Source organism: Rhizobium giardinii bv. giardinii H152 (assembly GCF_000379605.1).
Classification (GTDB): Bacteria; Pseudomonadota; Alphaproteobacteria; order Rhizobiales; family Rhizobiaceae; genus Pararhizobium; species Pararhizobium giardinii.
In genome coordinates, this window is record NZ_KB902578.1 from 123,385 (window position 1) to 139,464 (window position 16,080).

17 protein-coding genes are annotated in these 16,080 nt (G+C 61.5%); 10 read left to right on the top strand and 7 right to left on the bottom strand.

The features are described from left to right. Positions 1 to 108: 108 nt before the first annotated feature. The gene (gene deoC, locus A3AY_RS0100635; RefSeq protein ID WP_026202972.1) at positions 109 to 879 is read left to right on the top strand and encodes a deoxyribose-phosphate aldolase; all 771 of its coding nucleotides are present in this window, start codon (positions 109 to 111) and stop codon (positions 877 to 879) included. Next, a complete protein-coding gene (deoA, locus tag A3AY_RS0100640) occupies positions 876 to 2,195 on the top strand; it encodes a thymidine phosphorylase (protein WP_026202973.1) in 1,320 nt (439 codons plus the stop codon). The genes deoC and deoA overlap by 4 nt, the downstream gene beginning before the upstream one ends. Here the strand turns inward: deoA and A3AY_RS0100645 are convergent. The 7 genes from A3AY_RS0100645 to A3AY_RS0100675 all read right to left on the bottom strand — a co-directional run bounded on the left by A3AY_RS0100645 (position 2,185) and on the right by A3AY_RS0100675 (position 7,759). Next, entirely contained in the window at positions 2,185 to 2,703 is a 519-nt protein-coding gene (locus A3AY_RS0100645; protein ID WP_018323733.1) for a TIGR02281 family clan AA aspartic protease, read from the bottom strand. The two genes, deoA and A3AY_RS0100645, sit on opposite strands and share 11 nt — an antisense overlap. Before the next feature lie 130 nt (positions 2,704 to 2,833). After that, complete coding sequence (upp, locus tag A3AY_RS0100650; RefSeq protein ID WP_026202974.1) at positions 2,834 to 3,463, bottom strand: uracil phosphoribosyltransferase; 630 nt, start codon at positions 3,461 to 3,463, stop codon at positions 2,834 to 2,836. Positions 3,464 to 3,573: 110 nt separating this feature from the next. After that, positions 3,574 to 4,542, bottom strand: coding sequence for an adenosine deaminase (locus tag A3AY_RS0100655; protein WP_018323735.1), 969 nt, complete (start codon positions 4,540 to 4,542; stop codon positions 3,574 to 3,576). After that, complete coding sequence (locus tag A3AY_RS0100660; RefSeq protein ID WP_018323736.1) at positions 4,539 to 5,759, bottom strand: phosphopentomutase; 1,221 nt, start codon at positions 5,757 to 5,759, stop codon at positions 4,539 to 4,541. Before A3AY_RS0100660 ends, A3AY_RS0100655 begins: the two co-directional genes overlap by 4 nt. Positions 5,760 to 5,901: 142 nt before the next feature. Beyond that, entirely contained in the window at positions 5,902 to 6,498 is a 597-nt protein-coding gene (locus A3AY_RS0100665) for a TadE/TadG family type IV pilus assembly protein (RefSeq protein WP_018323737.1), read from the bottom strand. Positions 6,499 to 6,507: 9 nt separating this feature from the next. Beyond that, complete coding sequence (locus A3AY_RS0100670) at positions 6,508 to 7,140, bottom strand: TadE/TadG family type IV pilus assembly protein (protein WP_018323738.1); 633 nt, start codon at positions 7,138 to 7,140, stop codon at positions 6,508 to 6,510. A 193-nt stretch (positions 7,141 to 7,333) separates the two neighbouring features. Continuing rightward, positions 7,334 to 7,759 (bottom strand): pilus assembly protein N-terminal domain-containing protein, encoded by a 426-nt coding sequence (locus A3AY_RS0100675; protein ID WP_018323739.1) that lies wholly within the window; start codon positions 7,757 to 7,759, stop codon positions 7,334 to 7,336. Positions 7,760 to 8,041: 282 nt separating this feature from the next. On the opposite strand from A3AY_RS0100675, the gene A3AY_RS0100680 reads away from it, so the two are divergent. The 8 genes from A3AY_RS0100680 (at position 8,042) to A3AY_RS0100715 (ending at position 16,071) form a co-directional block, all read left to right on the top strand. Next, a complete protein-coding gene (locus tag A3AY_RS0100680) occupies positions 8,042 to 8,224 on the top strand; it encodes a Flp family type IVb pilin (RefSeq protein WP_018323740.1) in 183 nt (60 codons plus the stop codon). A 169-nt stretch (positions 8,225 to 8,393) separates the two neighbouring features. Beyond that, positions 8,394 to 8,906 (top strand): A24 family peptidase, encoded by a 513-nt coding sequence (locus A3AY_RS0100685; RefSeq protein ID WP_018323741.1) that lies wholly within the window; start codon positions 8,394 to 8,396, stop codon positions 8,904 to 8,906. A gap of 191 nt (positions 8,907 to 9,097) precedes the next feature. Then, the gene (cpaB, locus tag A3AY_RS0100690; protein WP_026202976.1) at positions 9,098 to 9,913 is read left to right on the top strand and encodes a Flp pilus assembly protein CpaB; all 816 of its coding nucleotides are present in this window, start codon (positions 9,098 to 9,100) and stop codon (positions 9,911 to 9,913) included. Positions 9,914 to 9,933: 20 nt separating this feature from the next. Then, complete coding sequence (locus tag A3AY_RS0100695) at positions 9,934 to 11,454, top strand: type II and III secretion system protein family protein (protein WP_018323743.1); 1,521 nt, start codon at positions 9,934 to 9,936, stop codon at positions 11,452 to 11,454. A gap of 102 nt (positions 11,455 to 11,556) precedes the next feature. Then, entirely contained in the window at positions 11,557 to 12,222 is a 666-nt protein-coding gene (locus tag A3AY_RS0100700; protein ID WP_040668022.1) for a CpaD family pilus assembly protein, read from the top strand. Positions 12,223 to 12,251: 29 nt separating this feature from the next. Continuing rightward, positions 12,252 to 13,541, top strand: a complete 1,290-nt coding sequence (locus A3AY_RS0100705) for a CpaE/TadZ family protein (protein WP_018323745.1) — start codon at positions 12,252 to 12,254, stop codon at positions 13,539 to 13,541. Between the two features lie 32 nt (positions 13,542 to 13,573). Continuing rightward, positions 13,574 to 15,052, top strand: coding sequence for a TadA family conjugal transfer-associated ATPase (locus tag A3AY_RS0100710; protein ID WP_026202978.1), 1,479 nt, complete (start codon positions 13,574 to 13,576; stop codon positions 15,050 to 15,052). An 8-nt stretch (positions 15,053 to 15,060) separates the two neighbouring features. Further along, a complete protein-coding gene (locus A3AY_RS0100715; RefSeq protein ID WP_018323747.1) occupies positions 15,061 to 16,071 on the top strand; it encodes a type II secretion system F family protein in 1,011 nt (336 codons plus the stop codon). Positions 16,072 to 16,080 lie beyond the last annotated feature (9 nt).

Genomic DNA, 16,080 nt, shown 5'->3' on the forward strand with positions numbered 1-16,080 from the left:
GCATGGGCGGAAACGGTTTGCGTGCCGACTTTAAGCGTATAGAACAAGCATTCGCGATCCCCCGGCTGGGCCACGAACCATCGCGGCGTAAAAATGGACGGACCCATGATGCTCGAAGCCACCAATCGCCAGATAGCTGCGTTTGCACTGTCCTTGATGGATCTCACCGATCTGACGGACGATTGTACGCCGGAAGCGATCGAGAGGCTCTGCGCTTGCGCCCGCACCCGCCATGGTCACACGGCCGCCATCTGCATCTGGCCGCCTTTCGTCGCCCAGGCCCGCGCCATTCTCGGTCCCAACAGCCCGGTTAAGATCGCGACGGTCGCCAATTTCCCGTCCGGCGATCTGGCGGTCGACACTGTCGTGGAGGAGACACGGCGAGCCATCGGCGACGGTGCCGACGAAATCGACCTGGTCATTCCGTATCGCGCCTTCATGGCCGGCGATGAACAGGCCGTGCGCAGGATGATTTCGGCCGTTCGCCGGGTTTGCCCGGCACCGGTGCTGCTGAAGGCGATCCTTGAGACCGGCGAGCTGCGGGACCGCGACCTGATCCGCAGTGCTTCGCACATCGCCATCCAGGAGGGTGCCGACTTCCTCAAGACCTCGACCGGCAAGGTCGCCGTCAACGCGACGCTGGAGGCAGCCGACATCATGCTCACCTGCATCCGCGAAAGCGGCCGGAAAGTTGGCTTCAAGGCGGCTGGCGGCGTGCGCACGATCGGTGATGCCCGCATGTATCTCAATCTCGCCGCGACGATCCATAGCCCGGACTGGCCGATGCCTTCGACATTCCGCTTCGGTGCATCGGGTCTGCTCGACATCCTCTCGGTGCTCGAGGACCGAGAGCCTGTCGCCGGCGCAACGGCGTATTGACGATGATCCCGCAGGAGGTCATCCGCCGCAAGCGAGACGGAGAGGCACTGGACAAGGCGGATATTACCGCCTTCGTCCGTGGTCTTGCCGATGGCTCGATTTCCGAAGGGCAGGTGGCGGCCTTCGCCATGGCCGTCTGGTTCTCCGGCATGAGCCTCGATGAGACCGTGTCGCTCACGCTCGCCATGCGCGACAGCGGCGACGTGCTGTCCTGGGCGGCCATCGACAAGCCCGTTGCCGACAAGCACTCCACGGGCGGTGTCGGCGACAATGTCTCGCTGATGCTGGCGCCGATCGTGGCGGCCTGCGGCCTCGCCGTGCCGATGATCTCCGGCCGCGGCCTTGGTCATACCGGCGGCACGCTCGACAAGCTGGAATCGATCCCGGGCTACGACATCAAGCCGTCCGCGGCGCTGCTCCGGCAGGTGGTGAAGGACGCCGGCTGCGCCGTCATTGGCCAGACTGCCGACCTCGCCCCCGCCGACCGGCGGCTTTACGCCATCCGCGACGTGACGGCGACGGTCGATTCCGTGCCGCTGATCACCGCCTCGATCCTGTCGAAGAAGCTGGCGGCAGGGCTGCAGTCGCTGGTGCTCGATGTCAAGATCGGCAATGGCGCCTTCATGGTCGGGCTGCAGGAGGCCGAGACGCTGGCCCGCTCGCTGGTCGGCGTCGCCAATGGCGCGGGCGTGAAGACCACCGCCCTGATCACCGACATGAACGAACCGCTGGCGGATGCCGCCGGCAACGCCGTCGAAATTGAAAATTGCCTCGCCTTCCTGCGTGGCGAGAAGGCCGGTACACGCCTTGAAGCGGTGGTCATGTCCCTTGCCGCTGAAATGCTGTCAACCTCGGGTTTCACTGTCAGCCCGGCCGAAGGCACCGATCTTGCTCGCCGCGCCCTCAAGAGCGGCGCTGCGCTGGAACGGTTCGCCCGCATGGTGCATCTGCTCGGCGGCCCCACCGACTTTGTCGAGCGGGCGCATGCCTATCTGCCGGTGGCGCCGGTCGTCCTGCCCGTCGAGGCGCCGATTGAAGGCTTTCTTCACAGTTGCAACGCGCGCGATGTCGGCATGGAGGTCATCGCGCTTGGTGGCGGGCGGACGCGCCCGGACGAGCCGATCGATCACCGGGTCGGCTTCAGCGGGCTGAAACCGCTCGGCACGAAGGTCGCCAAGGGCGAGCCCTTCGCCTTCGTCCATGCCGCGAGTGAAGACGCTGCGCAGAAATCGCGTTCACGGCTTCTGGAGATCTACGCGATCAGCGAGGAAGCGCCCGCAGGGCGTCCCGTCGTCATCTCGAAAATCAGCGGGTAAGGTAAAGCGCGCCGTTTTCGACGCGATAGGACGAGAGCTTGTTGAGGAAGCTCATGCCGACGAGCATGCCCGACAGGGATTTGTCGGGAAGCACCATGGCCTCGACATCCCGGACCGAGATGGTGCCGATCTCGACCCGGTCCAGGCTGACACGCGCTGCCTTGACCGTTCCGTTTGCCGTGCTCACCGGCGCATTGAAGGATAGCGATCCCGTCGAAACGCCAAGTCGCCGCGCCGTCGATATGTTGATGGCGATCACGCTGGCGCCGGTATCGACGAGACCATCCTGCTTGCGGCCATTGATCGTGAAGGTACCGAAGAAGTGTCCGCCGGCGCTCGGCTTAAGCAGTACGCCCTTGCCCCCGGCATATTTTGCCGTGCTCGCCTGCTGCGGCCTGGCTTCGGTGCTTTCCGTTTTCGGGCGGTCGAGATAGGAGGTGGCAAGCCCCGGCAGCAGCATGGCTGCGGCGACCATGCCTCCGGCAAAGATGGATAAACGCACCAGCATCCGTGTCACACCCCGAACGTCGAAACTGAGCTTTCAGCTAAACCACATGCGCGCTAACGGAATGCAAAAAGCCGCCGGAATTTTCGGCGGCTTTCCGTTGATTGTGAAAATCTGGTTAAGGAACCCGAAATCACTTCGTCCCGTACATCCGGTCGCCGGCGTCGCCGAGACCCGGCACGATATAGCCGTGCTCGTTGAGGTGGCTGTCGATGGCCGCGGTGTAGATCGGCACGTCCGGATGCGCTGTCTGGAAATTGCGGATGCCTTCAGGTGCTGCGAGCAGGCAGAGGAAGCGCAGCTTGGTGGCGCCGCGTTCCTTCAGCTTGTCGATCGCGGCGATCGAGGAATTGCCGGTCGCGAGCATCGGGTCGACGACGATGACGAGGCGCTCCGACAGGCTTTCGGGCGCCTTGAAGTAATACTCGACGGCTTCCAGCGTTTCATGGTCGCGATAGACGCCGACATGCGAGACGCGGGCGGAGGGGACGAGTTCCAGCATGCCTTCGAGCAGGCCGTTGCCGGCGCGCAGGATCGAGGCGAACACCAGCTTCTTGCCTTCGAGAACCGGCGCCTGGATGACCTGCATCGGCGTCTCGATGGTTTCCAGCGTCAGTTCGAGGTCGCGGGTGACCTCGTAGCAGAGCAGGGTGGAGATTTCGCGCAGGAGGCGGCGGAAACCTGCCGTCGAGGTCTCCTTCTTGCGCATGATGGTCAGCTTGTGCTGAACGAGCGGATGATTGATGACTGTAACGCCGTCCATGGCCAAGCCCTCCTTCGGAAACCAGAAATTCAAGTTCCTTTTTTCACAGAAGGGCGAACCCCTGCAAGGGGCGACCGGCGCTTTGCGGCATCATCCCCAGCCGGAAAGGCTTACAATGCCGCCAGCAGGCGCCGTCTGGTCGCCTCGTCGACGAAGGCCGCCTCGATTGCGGTGCGGGTCATGCCATTGATCTCGTCGTCGGAAAAACCCATCACCTGAGAGGCGATCTCGTATTCCTGCTGCAGCGAGGTGTGGAAGAACGGCGGATCGTCGGAATTGAGCGTTACCCGGCATCCTGCCTGATGAAGAGCGCGCAGCGGATGCGAGGCGAAATCCGGGAACACCTGCAGCGAAACGTTGGAGCCGGGGCAGGTCTCCAGCACCACGCCTTCGTCGGCGATCCGCTTGACGAGATCGGCATCCTCGATGGCGCGCACGCCATGGCTGATGCGTGACGGGCGGACGTGGTCGAGCGCATCGCGGACGCTGAAGGCGCCGGCCATTTCACCGGCATGGATGGTGAGGCCGAGGCCCGCATCGCGGGCGATGTCGAAGGCGCGGGCAAAGTCCGCAACGTTATGCATGCGCTCCTCGCCGGCGAGGTTGAGGCCCGTTACCAGCCCATGTTGGCGTTTTGCCGCATAAAGTGCCGTGCGTTCCGCGGCTTCCGGTCCCATGTGGCGGATGAGGGTGATGATCATCCGGCCTTCGATACCGGTCTTTGCCTTGGCCGCCTCGATGCCGGCCGAAAGCCCGCGAAGATAGGCGTCGCTGCCGATGCCGATCGTGTTGCCGTGATCGGGCGAGACGATGATCTCGCTGTAGACGGTACCTGCCAGCGCAAGCTCCGTCAGATAGGCCTCCGCCAGCAGCGCGTAGTCTTCCTCGCTTCGAAAGAGTTCGGCAACGGCGTCGTAGCATTTCAGGAAATGGCTGAAATCCGCCCAGACATAGGCACCATCCTCGATGATGCCGCTGACATCGACATTGTATTTTCGCGCCTGGACGAGAGCGAGCGCCGGCGGCGCCGCACCCTCGATATGGCAGTGCAACTCCGCCTTCTTGAGATGTGCAGTCACAGAAAACTTCTCCCATGGAGGCCCGGTTCGAGGCCCAGATGTTTGGCGACGGTTTCGCCGATATCGGCAAAACTGCGCAGCACGCCGATGGAGCGTGTCCGCACACCTGGCCCGAAAACGAGGACGGGCACCCGTTCGCGCGTGTGGTCGGTGCCGCGCCAGGTCGGATCGCAGCCATGGTCGGCGGTCAGGATGACGATGTCGCCGGGTTTCAGCGTGCGGTCGAGGTCAGGCAGCCGCTGGTCGAAGGCCTCGAGGGCTGCGGCATAGCCCGGCACGTCGCGGCGATGGCCGTAGAGCATGTCGAAATCGACGAAATTGGTGAACACGAGATCGCCATCCTCGGCCTCGTCCATGGCCCGTAGCGTCGCGTCGAACAGTGCCGTATTGCCATTGGCCTTGATCAGCCGCCCGATGCCCTGATGCGCGAAAATGTCGGCGATCTTGCCGACGGCGTGAACCGTGCGGCCTGCGCCCGTCAGCCGGTCGAGCAGCGTCGGCTCCGGCGGCAGGACCGAATAGTCGCGGCGATTGCCGGTGCGGACGAAATCCTTGCATGTGGTGCCGACGAAAGGCCGGGCAATGACACGGCCGATATTGTAGTCGTCGAGCAGCCGTCGCACCGTCTCACAGAAGGCAAGCAGTCTCTCGAGGCCGAAGGAGTGTTCGTGCGCGGCGATCTGGAAAACGGAATCGGACGAGGTGTAGCAGATCGGCTTGCCGGTCAGCATATGCTCCTCGCCATGGCGGGCGATGATATCAGTGCCTGAGGCGTGGCAATTGCCGAGAATGCCCGGCACGTCGCCTTCGCGGCAGATTGCGTCCACCAGTTCGGGCGGAAATGCATCGCTTTCGGTGGGAAAATAGCCCCAGTCGAAGGTCACCGGCGTGCCGGCGATTTCCCAGTGGCCGGACGGCGTGTCCTTGCCGCGGGAGATTTCGCTGGCTGCACCGTAGACGCCAAAAACCCGCTCGGGCAGCTCCATGCCCGCCGGCAAGCGACCATTGGCGAGCTTTGCCGCATGCAAAAGGCCGAGCGCCGCCATATTGGGAAGCGCAAGCGGACCTTCACGCAGGCCTGCCCTGTCGCCGGCGCCGGCGGCGCAGAATTCGGCGATATGGCCAAGCGTATCGGCTCCGTCATCGCCGAAATCGGTAGCGTCGGGCGCCCCGCCGATGCCGAAGGAATCAAGAACGAACAGAAAGGCACGCGCCATGGATCACCCGCAAGGCTGCCGCAGGTCCTCATCAGATTGTGTGAGGCAGCTTGCGGCAGGACAGTTGTTGTCGCCGCCCGGTGCGGTCAACGCATCGGCGACGAAAGCGCGAGAAATACTCCGCGACCGGTCGAATTGCAAATCAGGTGCAATCGGTGCACGTGATTTCGTCGCCGACGCGCTGGCGGAAATAATAGGTCTTGGAAAGGTCGATCGTCTTCAGCTCATTGGCCGCAAGCCCGGGGGCAAACAGCAGCAACTCGTGGGGAACCACGAGCTCCGAGCGGACGATGAAGGCATTGACCGATGAGATGTCGCTCGGCAGCGTTACGGGAGAGCCGGCCTGATATGGCGTGCCGCCATTCTCGTCGCGCGACCAGGCCACGATGCCGGTGCCGGTGCCGGTTACCTTGATGCCGGTCATTTTCAGCGAGTAGTCGGTCATCTCGAAGGGCGACATGACGCCTTTGGCAACATCCTTCATGCCGTCTAGCGTCTTGGTATCGACGGTGGTCTGCTGGGTGAGGATGTCGGCGACGGTGCTGGAGGCGCGGGAAACCTTGCGGGCGATGCTGAAGCCGAGCGAAACCTCGAACGAGCCGATATAGGCCATGATCAAGAGTGGGGCGATAATCGCAAATTCGATTGCGCCCGTGCCCTTGCGGTCACGCCAGACGTGCCGGAGCGCCTCTGCCTTCATCGAGAGCAGGGCCATGTGATAACGGATCGCGGCTTTCATGGCGGCTCCTCAGTAGGCCTCGTTGCGGAAGGCTGCCGTCGACACCATCAGGTAGTCATTCGGCATGCTGGTGCCCGCCGGTCGCAGATTGGTAACATAGGGGCGCACGAGATCGGTGATCACTTCCCAGCGGTAGTAGGCGCGCACGATGTTGATCGTCGTCGGTCCGCCGGGCGCGAATTTGAAGCCGCTGGTATCGAGGTCCGAACTATCGCCGCCGCCGACGCGGGGGACTGCCGCGGGAATCTGCGAGAAATCGGCGAAGCTGCGAACATCGATGAACAGCTTCGAAGGGTTTTTGGCCTCGGTCTCCGAGCAGGTCATCATGATCGAAATCTCGTCGCAAAAGGCCGTGCGGAACTGCTCCTGCGACATGTCCGTTGCCACGTTGAGGCCGAAGGTGATTTCGCCGGTGCGCACCTTGCGGGCCATCGTCTCGGTTGCATTGTTGAGGAGCTGTTCGGCTGTGAACGCGACGAATGTCTCGAGCGATGCGAATACGACGACCATAAAGGGCAGGGCGAGAAGCGCGAACTCGATCGACGACGTCCCTGATTTTTCCTTGAAGAAGCGGCGCAGCAAACCGCCGCGCTTCGGCGCCGAACTGCCGGCCGCTGTGGGATGATCCATGTTGTTCGACATCTCGTCGTTCCATCAAGCGCTATGCGATGGCGTACATTAGGAAACGACCGTTGATATTTCGTATTCAAGCAATGACGAAATTTGAATGGAAAGACTCACCAGATGGTAACGATTTGGCAAGCAGCGCACCATTCGACCTCTGTCACAGCTTGTATGTCCTCGGTCGGCGATTTCCCGCGCAGGCACGGTTTTGTCAGTTCGCGATACTCAACTTCTGCGTGGCGTGCTCTTCGCAATTGGGCGTGCAGGATAGCACGGAGCGGATCGTCTGCTTGAAGACGCGCACGGTATTTCCCTCGTCGATCGACACCAGGATGCGCTCGTCGACCATGGCGTTGCCGTCGATGTCGAGGATAACAAGATTGGTGGTGCCGAAAGAGCGTCCGGTCAAAACGATGGTCTTCGCATCGGCGACGGTCGCATCGGCCACTTCCGAATTGCCGATAATGACCTTGCTGACCGGCCGGTCGAGCTTCAGCACGCGCGCGTGGTTCATATAGACGTTCAGCATCGCCTCGGCGGCGTCGGCAGGGCTCGCCCATAAGGAGGTGATCAGGGCCAGGCTTGCGAGGGTCGTTGTCAGCAACCGGGCGCCGATGGCTGTGTTGTGCAAATTCATGGCTGCTTCCTGATGATGCGGATGCTCTAGCATGCTCGGTTTTGGTGAATGAAGCGTTAAATCCGAGGCGTTCGGCCAAGCTTTGCAGGGATCGGTAAGCGGTAAAAAGCGATGGTCCGGATTGACGTTGCCTTTACCAAGAAACCTGCCATCGGCCGTTAAGTCCTTGGTAACGCTTTTCCTTAAGCTGATTGAAATTCACGCCGTGTAGGTTCGCTTCATCCGATCAACGGAAAACAGTTGACGGCGGTGCTGAACAACAAGTGAAGTAGGAGAAATAACATGACCAAGCTTTTCGCACGTTTCATGAAGGATGAGTCCGGCGCGACCGCGATCGAATACGGCCTGATCGCTGCCCTCATCTCGGTAGCCCTGATCACTGGCGCGACGACGCTGGGCGACCAGCTCGACACCACATTCGGCGAGCTCGCAACCGAGCTGGACGCAGCAAACGACGCCCGCTAATTGGTGTCTGACTAACGTCAAGCCGGAATGTTTGATGAGGTTTGGGACCGTCTCCAAAAGGAGACGGTCTTTTTTGTATGGAGTCGACAGCTTGGTCGCAATGAATCTTTAATTCGATCCTCGTAAATTCTGCGGGCAATATATTTTACGTCCTGGGTTAGGGGATACAATGACAGACGCGGCCATATTCGTCATCTTCCCCTTGTGCCTGGCCATAGCAGCCTTCTCCGACCTTTTCACCATGACCATTCCGAACCGGGTATCGGCCATTCTGCTCGGTGCCTTCATTGTGGTCGCGCCGCTGGCCGGCCTCAGCCTTGCGATCACCGGTATGCACTTACTCGCCGGCGTCGTCGTCTTTGCGGTGTGCTTCACGCTGTTTGCGCTCGGTGTTATGGGCGGGGGCGATGCCAAGCTGCTCACCGCGAGCGCCGTCTGGTTCGGCTTCAACAGTTCGTTGATGACCTTCGTCCTCTATGTCTCGATCGTAGGTGGTCTGCTTACCCTTCTGATCCTGATGATGCGCAAGCAGGAAAACGCCATCCTCGCCTCGGGTCTTCCGGTTCCGCCCCTTTTGTTCACGGCCAAGAAAATTCCCTACGGCATTGCCATCGGTCTCGGCGGTTTTCTCGCTTACCCCTCGTCGCCGCTGATGCAGGCAGCGCTTGCACAACTGCATTAGCGCTTCGACGCTTTAACTTCCTGGTATCCTCCCGACCCGACCCGAAGCGTTGGCGCCGGCGCACCCGCCCTGACGTCTCGTTGCGGCGCAAATCATTCATTAACCACGAATATAAGCAGCTCGTTAACCATAATTACACCAATTCCGGATCATTCTGCGGCGAGCATATTCTCGGGCTGCAGGGACAGATCATGAAACCGGTGCGCGTTATTATTCTGGCGGTGGCCGTCGTATCGGCCGGCCTTGCCGGATTTCTGGCTCTCAAGCTGACCAGCGGCAGGACCGTCGTGAGCTCGGCCGAGCCGGTCATCGAGCGCGAACCGACCGTCAACGTTCTCGTTGCGAGCAAAAGCCTGCCTGTCGGTTCAAGGCTCGGTCCGGACGCCATTCACTGGATCTCCTGGCCGAAGGACGGCGTTGTCGATGGCCTGATCACCGAAGAGCTTCGCCCGAACGCCGTCACCGATCTTGAAGGTGTTGTCGTGCGCCTGCCGATCTTCAACGGCGAACCGGTGCGGCAGGAAAAGATTGCCGATTCATCGAGCCGGATCATGTCCGCGCTGCTGCCGGCCGGAAAGCGCGCCGTTGCCACCGAGATTACCGTCGCGACCGGCGCTGGCGGCTTCATTCTGCCGAACGACCGCGTCGACGTGATCATGGTGCGCAAATCGGAAGGCGGTTCCTTCCTCACCGAAACGGTTCTCAGCAACGTTCGCGTGCTCGCCATCGACCAGCAGATCGAGGAAAAGGACGATGGGTCGAAGTCGGTCGTCGGCACGACCGCGACGCTGGAGCTGACGCCGGACCAGTCCAAGGTCATGACCGTCGCCCAGCAGATGGCCGAGCGTCTGTCGCTGGCGCTGCGCAGCGTCGCGGACGCGCAGGAACCGGATACCATCGCGGCGGACTATCTGTTGAGCGGCGACGGCCGCCCCGCCATCCAGGTCATCAAGTCGGGTTCCATCGTCAAGAGCGATGACGGCTCATCCATGAACGAAGCGAAATAATGTGTGAGCGGGAGCGGAACGTGAGTCGGATCGGAAAAAAACTTCGTAGCTCGATCGCTGGCGGACTGGCCTTTTGCCTGGCCTTTTCCGGCATGCCTGCCCAGACGTTCACTGCTGAGGCTGCGTCGCAGTCGCTGGTGCGCATCGCCGAAAGCGGGCCAGGCGTCAAGAAAACTATCAGGCTGGGGCTAAACAAGGCCGTGGTCATCGATCTCCCGACCGATGCACATGATATTCTGGTCGCCGATCCGACGCTGGCGGACGCCGTGACGCGAACCTCGCGGCGGATCTATCTGTTCGGAAAAATGGTCGGCCAGACCAACATCTTCGTATTCGGTCCAAATGGGGAAGAGATCGTCAGCCTCGATCTGGAGATCGAGCGCGACATTTCCAATCTCGAGGCCAATCTGCGGCGGTTTCTGCCCGATTCCGATATCAAGGTGGAAATCATCTCGGACAACATCGTGCTGACCGGGACCGTCCGCACGCCACTGGATTCGACCCGCGTCGAAGAACTCGCCAAGGCGTTCATCAAGGGCGGTGAAGCGACCACGCGCAACATCACCGCCCAGGGTACCAACGGCGACGCGGACATCTTCGCCGAAGACCGTCAGGCTTCGCAGATCGTCAATCTTCTCAGAATCGATGGCGAAGACCAGGTCATGCTGAAGGTCACCGTGGCCGAAGTCTCGCGCCAGGTGTTGAAGCAGCTCGGCTTCAGCGGCTCTATCCGCAGTTCGACGAGCGGCGATGGCATCACGTTCCGCAACCCGGCCAACCTCGGCAATGCGGTCAATGCCATCGCGTCTTCGGTCACGGGCACGATCGGTTCCGGCACGATGGGCTTTGCCAGCTATATCAATGCCATGGAGCAGGCCGGCGTCATGCGCACGCTCGCCGAGCCGAGCCTGACCGCAATCTCCGGCAAGAAGGCGAGCTTTTCCGTCGGCGGCGAATATCGCCTGCCCTCCGAGCAGGAGATTGATGAGGACGGCGCCATATTGCGAACCAACGAGACGGTGGAATACGGCATCGGCCTGGACTTCACGCCGGTCGTGCTCGGGCCCGGCCGCATCAGCCTGGAAATCGCCACCGAGGTCTCCGAACCCACTTGGGAAGGGTCCGTCGTGAACGCCAATGCGGTCAATATCCCCGGTCAGACCTACATGTCGATCCGCCGCCGCAAGGCGTCGACCAGCGTCGAACTTCCGTCCGGCGGCTCCATCGTCATCGGCGGTCTGGTGCAGGACAATATCCGCCAGGCCATGTCCGGTCTTCCGGGCGTTTCCAAAATTCCGATTTTCGGGACGCTGTTCCGCTCGAAGGACTTCATTCGCAACGAGACGGAGCTGGTGATCATCGCGACGCCCTATCTGGTTAAGCCGGTGGCGCGCGGTGACCTGTCGCGGCCTGACGATAATTTCAATCCGACCGATGACCTGTCCAGCGCATTCCTCGGTGAAGTCAATCGCATCTACGGCAACCGTCAGGCAGCCCCGGTCGGGCAGTACCACGGCAATGTCGGCTTCATCTACAAATAGGCGGGACTGGACATGACGACCAAGATCATCCTGAACCGCAATATCAAGGGGCAATCGACCATGCGGCCAAACATCTCCACCGGTGCGGTTCGGTTCGCGCGCATGCTGGCGATCGGTGCTTTGCTGCTGGCGGGCACGACCCTTGCCGGCTGCGCCAGCCGAGACGGCATGTCGACCGGTGCCTTGCCCGACGACTACCGCACCCGCCATCCGATCGTGATTGCCGAGGCGGAGCATGCGATCGATGTACCTGTCGCCTCCAGCGACAGGCACCTGACCATGGGCGCGCGCGACGTCATCCGCGGTTTTGCTTCGAACTATAGGGATTCTGCCACCGGCACGGTGCAGATCCTGGTACCCACCGGCTCGGTTAACGCCCATGCCGCATCGGCGCTGCGCAAGGAAGTCCGTGGCGTGCTGGTCGGCGCCGGCATACCGGCAGGGCGGCTTGCCGAGGCGCGTTATCAGGCAAGTGGTGAGGGGGACGCAGCGCCGATCCGGCTCAGCTATACGGCGATTACGGCAAAGACCGCACCCTGTGGCAACTGGCCGAAGGACCTGGTCGTCAATACGATCGAGAACAAGAACTACGAGAATTTTGGGTGCGCCAGTCAGGCCAATCTCGCGGCCCAGATTGCCAACCCGATGGATCTGCTCGGCCCGCGCGCCATGTCGCCGATCGATGCGGTCCAGCGCGGCCAAGTGATCAGTGACTACCGTGGTGTCCCAACCGGGACAGAAACGACCATCAACATCAACAACAATTGATACTCCGGGCGGTTTGACGGGACAGCATCATGAGCACGATTGACTACAAGATAGAGACTGCATCCGGCGAGCCGGATGGCTATGCCGATGCGGTCCGCCCGAGCGATGTCGATCAGCTGCGGCCACTTCCCCGCATCTCCGTGCATGCCTTCTGCGAAACCGAAGCTGTGCAGCGGATGATGGAGCGCTGCGGCCAGGACCGGCGGATGAGCAAGGTCAGCCTCAGGATCAACAGCGGTTCGATTGCCGCCGCCGCCAACATGTTTTCGACGGCACCGACGCCAAACCTGATCATTCTTGAAACATCGACGGAACCGCGCCTGCTGATGGCGGAACTGGCACCGCTCGCCGCCGTCTGCGATCCCTCGACCAAGGTCATCCTCATCGGTCGCTACAACGATATCCCGCTCTATCGCGAACTGATCCGCAACGGCATTTCCGAATATATCGTTGCTCCCGTCGCCATGCCCGACATTCTTGGTGCCATCGCTGCCATCTTCGTCGATCCCGAAGCCGAGCCGCTCGGCCGCAGCATTGCCTTCATCGGCGCCAAGGGCGGCGTCGGATCCTCGACGCTCGCCCACAATTGCGCCTGGGGCATTTCGAACCTGTTCTCGACCGAGGTGGTGCTGGCCGATCTTGACCTGCCCTACGGTACCGCCAACATTAACTTCGACCAGGATCCGCCGCAGGGCATCTCCGAAGCGGTCTTCTCACCGGAGCGCCTGGACGAGGTGTTCCTCGATCGCCTCCTGACCAAGTGCTCGCAGCACCTGTCGCTGCTTGCGGCACCGTCCATGCTCGACCGCCCCTATGATTTCGACGCAACGGCGTTCCAGCCGCTGATGGAAATCCTGCTGCGCAACGCGCCGGTCTCCGTGCTCGACGTGCCGCATTTGTGGGCGGACTGGACACGCACCGTGCTGGCGGAGGCCGACGAGGTCGTGGTCGTCGCCGTGCCCGACCTCGCCAACCTGCGCAATGCCAAGAACATGTTCGATTCCTTCAAGAAAATCCGGCCCAATGACAAGACGCCGCATCTGGTGCTGAACCAGGTCGGCATGCCGAAGCGGCCGGAAATATCACCGGGCGACTTCTGCGATTCATTGGAAATCGAGCCGGTCGCGATCATACCGTTCGATGCCGTGCTGTTCGGCAATGCCGCCAACAGCGGCCGGATGATCGCCGAGACCGACAGGAAATCACCGACCGCGGAAATCTTCTCGCAACTCGCGCATCTGGTGACGGGCAGGACCACAGCCAAGAAGCCCAAGAAGGGCGGCCTTGGCAAGATGCTCGGAATGCTTGGGCGCAAATAACTGATAGTTGAACGAAAATCGGATCTGAGAGCATGTTTGGTAAACGAGGAAACGAAGGCTTCGGAAAGGGTGGCGCAGTCAGCCCCCTTAAGCAAACGCCCGTGCCCGCCGTTGCTCCCGTCGCCGTATCCGAGCGGCCGGCTGCACCCGTGCTGGCGGAGCCGGCCCGCGAAACAACCCCGGTGACCCGCGTCCCGCCATCCCCGCCGCCCGTCCGGAAAAAGCCGGCTCGCACCGAGGATTATTACGACACCAAGTCGCAGGTGTTCTCGGCACTGATCGACACGATTGACCTTTCGCAGCTGGCCAAGCTCGACAACGAGAGCGCACGCGAAGAAATCCGCGATATCGTCAACGACATCATCACGATCAAGAATTTTGCGATGTCGATCTCCGAGCAGGAGGAACTGCTCGAGGACATCTGCAACGACGTTCTCGGCTACGGTCCGCTGGAGCCGCTGCTCGCGCGCGACGACATCGCCGACATCATGGTCAACGGCGCCGGTCAGACCTTCATCGAAGTGGGCGGCAAGACGATCGAGTCCGAGGTGCGTTTCCGCGACAACGCACAGCTGCTGTCCATCTGCCAGCGTATCGTCTCGCAGGTCGGCCGTCGCGTCGACGAATCCTCGCCGATCTGCGATGCCCGTCTTCCCGATGGCTCGCGTGTCAACGTCATCGCCCCGCCGCTTGCCATCGACGGCACGGCGCTGACCATTCGTAAGTTCAAGAAGGACAAGCTGAAGCTCGACCAGCTCGTCAAGTTCGGCGCCATCACGCCGGAAGGCGCAGTGCTGCTGCAGATCATTGGCCGCGTTCGCTGCAACGTCGTCATCTCCGGCGGTACCGGCTCCGGCAAGACGACGCTGCTCAACTGCCTGACCGGCTATATCGACCTGGATGAGCGGGTCATCACCTGCGAGGATACGGCCGAACTGCAGCTGCAGCAGCCGCACGTCGTGCGCCTTGAAACCCGTCCGCCGAACATTGAAGGCGAAGGCGAGATCACCATGCGTGATCTCATCAAGAACTGCCTGCGTATGCGGCCCGAGCGGATCATCGTCGGCGAAGTGCGCGGACCGGAAGTCTTCGACTTGCTTCAGGCGATGAACACCGGTCACGACGGCTCCATGGGCACCATCCACGCCAACACGCCGCGGGAGTGCCTTGCCCGTATGGAATCGATGATCGCCATGGGTGGCTATACGTTGCCGGCGAAGACCGTGCGCGAAATCATCGCCGGTTCGATCGATGTCATCATCCAGGCAGCGCGTCTTCGCGACGGTTCGCGCCGCATCACCCACATCTCCGAAGTCATCGGCATGGAAGGTGACGTCATCATCACCCAGGACCTGATGCGCTACGAGATCGAGGGCGAAGACGCCAACGGCAGGATCATCGGCCGCCACAAGTCGACCGGCATCGGCCGCCCGCATTTCTGGGACCGCGCCCGCTATTTCAACGAAGACAAGCGGCTGGCCGCGACCCTCGACGCGATGGAAAAGGACTGACCGCTTTCATGTTCGGAATAGACATCACCATTCTGGCTATCGTCGGTCTCGTCGCCCTTGCAACGGCCGGCCTTGCCTACGGCATTCTGTTCACGCGCATCGAAACCGAGAAGAAGGCGGAAAGTCGCGTCCGCAAGGTCAAGGCCGCCGAGACCGACCGGGTAAAGGTCAAGGCGGCGCGAGACCGCATGGCCGAGATGTCGAAGCGGCGAAAGTCGGTGCAGGATTCCCTGAAGGATCTCGAAAAGAAGCAGCAGGAAAAGTCAGCGAAGGCCAAGCCTTCGATGAAGATCAGGCTGGTGCAGGCAGGCCTCAAGATCTCGGTTACGCAATTCTATATAGGCAGCGTCGTCTTCGGATTTGTCGCGGCCTTGATGGCGTTGATCGCCGGGGCAATGCTGCCGATTGTTGGCGGCATTCTGCTCATCGGTTCGGCCGGCGTTCCACGCTGGTTCGTCAATTTCCTGATCAAGCGCCGGTGCAAGGCATTCCTGGACGAATTTCCGAATGCGCTTGACGTCATGGTCCGGTCGATCAAGTCCGGCCTGCCGCTCAACGATGCCGTCCGGCTGATCGCCAGCGACGGGCAGGAGCCGGTCAAAACCGAATTCAGGCGCATAATCGAGGCGCAACAGGTCGGCCTCAACATCCCTGAAGCCTGCGCCCGCATGATCAACAGCATCCCCCTGCCGGAGGTCAATTTTTTCGCGATCGTCATCGCCATCCAGGCGCAGGCCGGCGGCAATCTTTCCGAGGCGCTCGGCAATCTCGGCAAGGTGCTGCGCGAGCGCAAGAAGATGAAATCCAAGGTCCAGGCGCTGTCGATGGAAGCCAAGGCATCGGCCTGCATCATCGGCGCCCTGCCGTTCATCGTCGCCTTACTGGTCTACATGACATCGCCGCAATACATGATGATCCTCTTCACCGACCCGCGCGGCCATATCATCATGGGCTGCTCGGCGGTGTGGATGAGCATCGGCATCTGGGTGATGCGCAACATGATCAACTTCGACATCTAGGAAGACCCG

What these genes read in the sequence shown, in the direction of transcription:
- A3AY_RS0100710 (WP_026202978.1), top strand. Translation starts at nt 13,574, where the DNA reads ATGTTTGGTAAACGAGGAAACGAAGGCTTCGGAAAGGGTGGCGCAGTC.
- A3AY_RS0100680 (WP_018323740.1), top strand. Translation starts at nt 8,042, where the DNA reads ATGACCAAGCTTTTCGCACGTTTCATGAAGGATGAGTCCGGCGCGACC.
- A3AY_RS0100670 (WP_018323738.1), bottom strand. Translation starts at nt 7,140, where the DNA reads ATGTCGAACAACATGGATCATCCCACAGCGGCCGGCAGTTCGGCGCCG.
- A3AY_RS0100645 (WP_018323733.1), bottom strand. Translation starts at nt 2,703, where the DNA reads ATGCTGGTGCGTTTATCCATCTTTGCCGGAGGCATGGTCGCCGCAGCC.
- A3AY_RS0100700 (WP_040668022.1), top strand. Translation starts at nt 11,557, where the DNA reads ATGCTGGCGATCGGTGCTTTGCTGCTGGCGGGCACGACCCTTGCCGGC.
- deoC (WP_026202972.1), top strand. Translation starts at nt 109, where the DNA reads ATGCTCGAAGCCACCAATCGCCAGATAGCTGCGTTTGCACTGTCCTTG.
- A3AY_RS0100675 (WP_018323739.1), bottom strand. Translation starts at nt 7,759, where the DNA reads ATGAATTTGCACAACACAGCCATCGGCGCCCGGTTGCTGACAACGACC.
- A3AY_RS0100705 (WP_018323745.1), top strand. Translation starts at nt 12,252, where the DNA reads ATGAGCACGATTGACTACAAGATAGAGACTGCATCCGGCGAGCCGGAT.
- A3AY_RS0100660 (WP_018323736.1), bottom strand. Translation starts at nt 5,759, where the DNA reads ATGGCGCGTGCCTTTCTGTTCGTTCTTGATTCCTTCGGCATCGGCGGG.
- cpaB (WP_026202976.1), top strand. Translation starts at nt 9,098, where the DNA reads ATGAAACCGGTGCGCGTTATTATTCTGGCGGTGGCCGTCGTATCGGCC.
- A3AY_RS0100665 (WP_018323737.1), bottom strand. Translation starts at nt 6,498, where the DNA reads ATGAAAGCCGCGATCCGTTATCACATGGCCCTGCTCTCGATGAAGGCA.
- A3AY_RS0100685 (WP_018323741.1), top strand. Translation starts at nt 8,394, where the DNA reads ATGACAGACGCGGCCATATTCGTCATCTTCCCCTTGTGCCTGGCCATA.
- A3AY_RS0100715 (WP_018323747.1), top strand. Translation starts at nt 15,061, where the DNA reads ATGTTCGGAATAGACATCACCATTCTGGCTATCGTCGGTCTCGTCGCC.
- upp (WP_026202974.1), bottom strand. Translation starts at nt 3,463, where the DNA reads ATGGACGGCGTTACAGTCATCAATCATCCGCTCGTTCAGCACAAGCTG.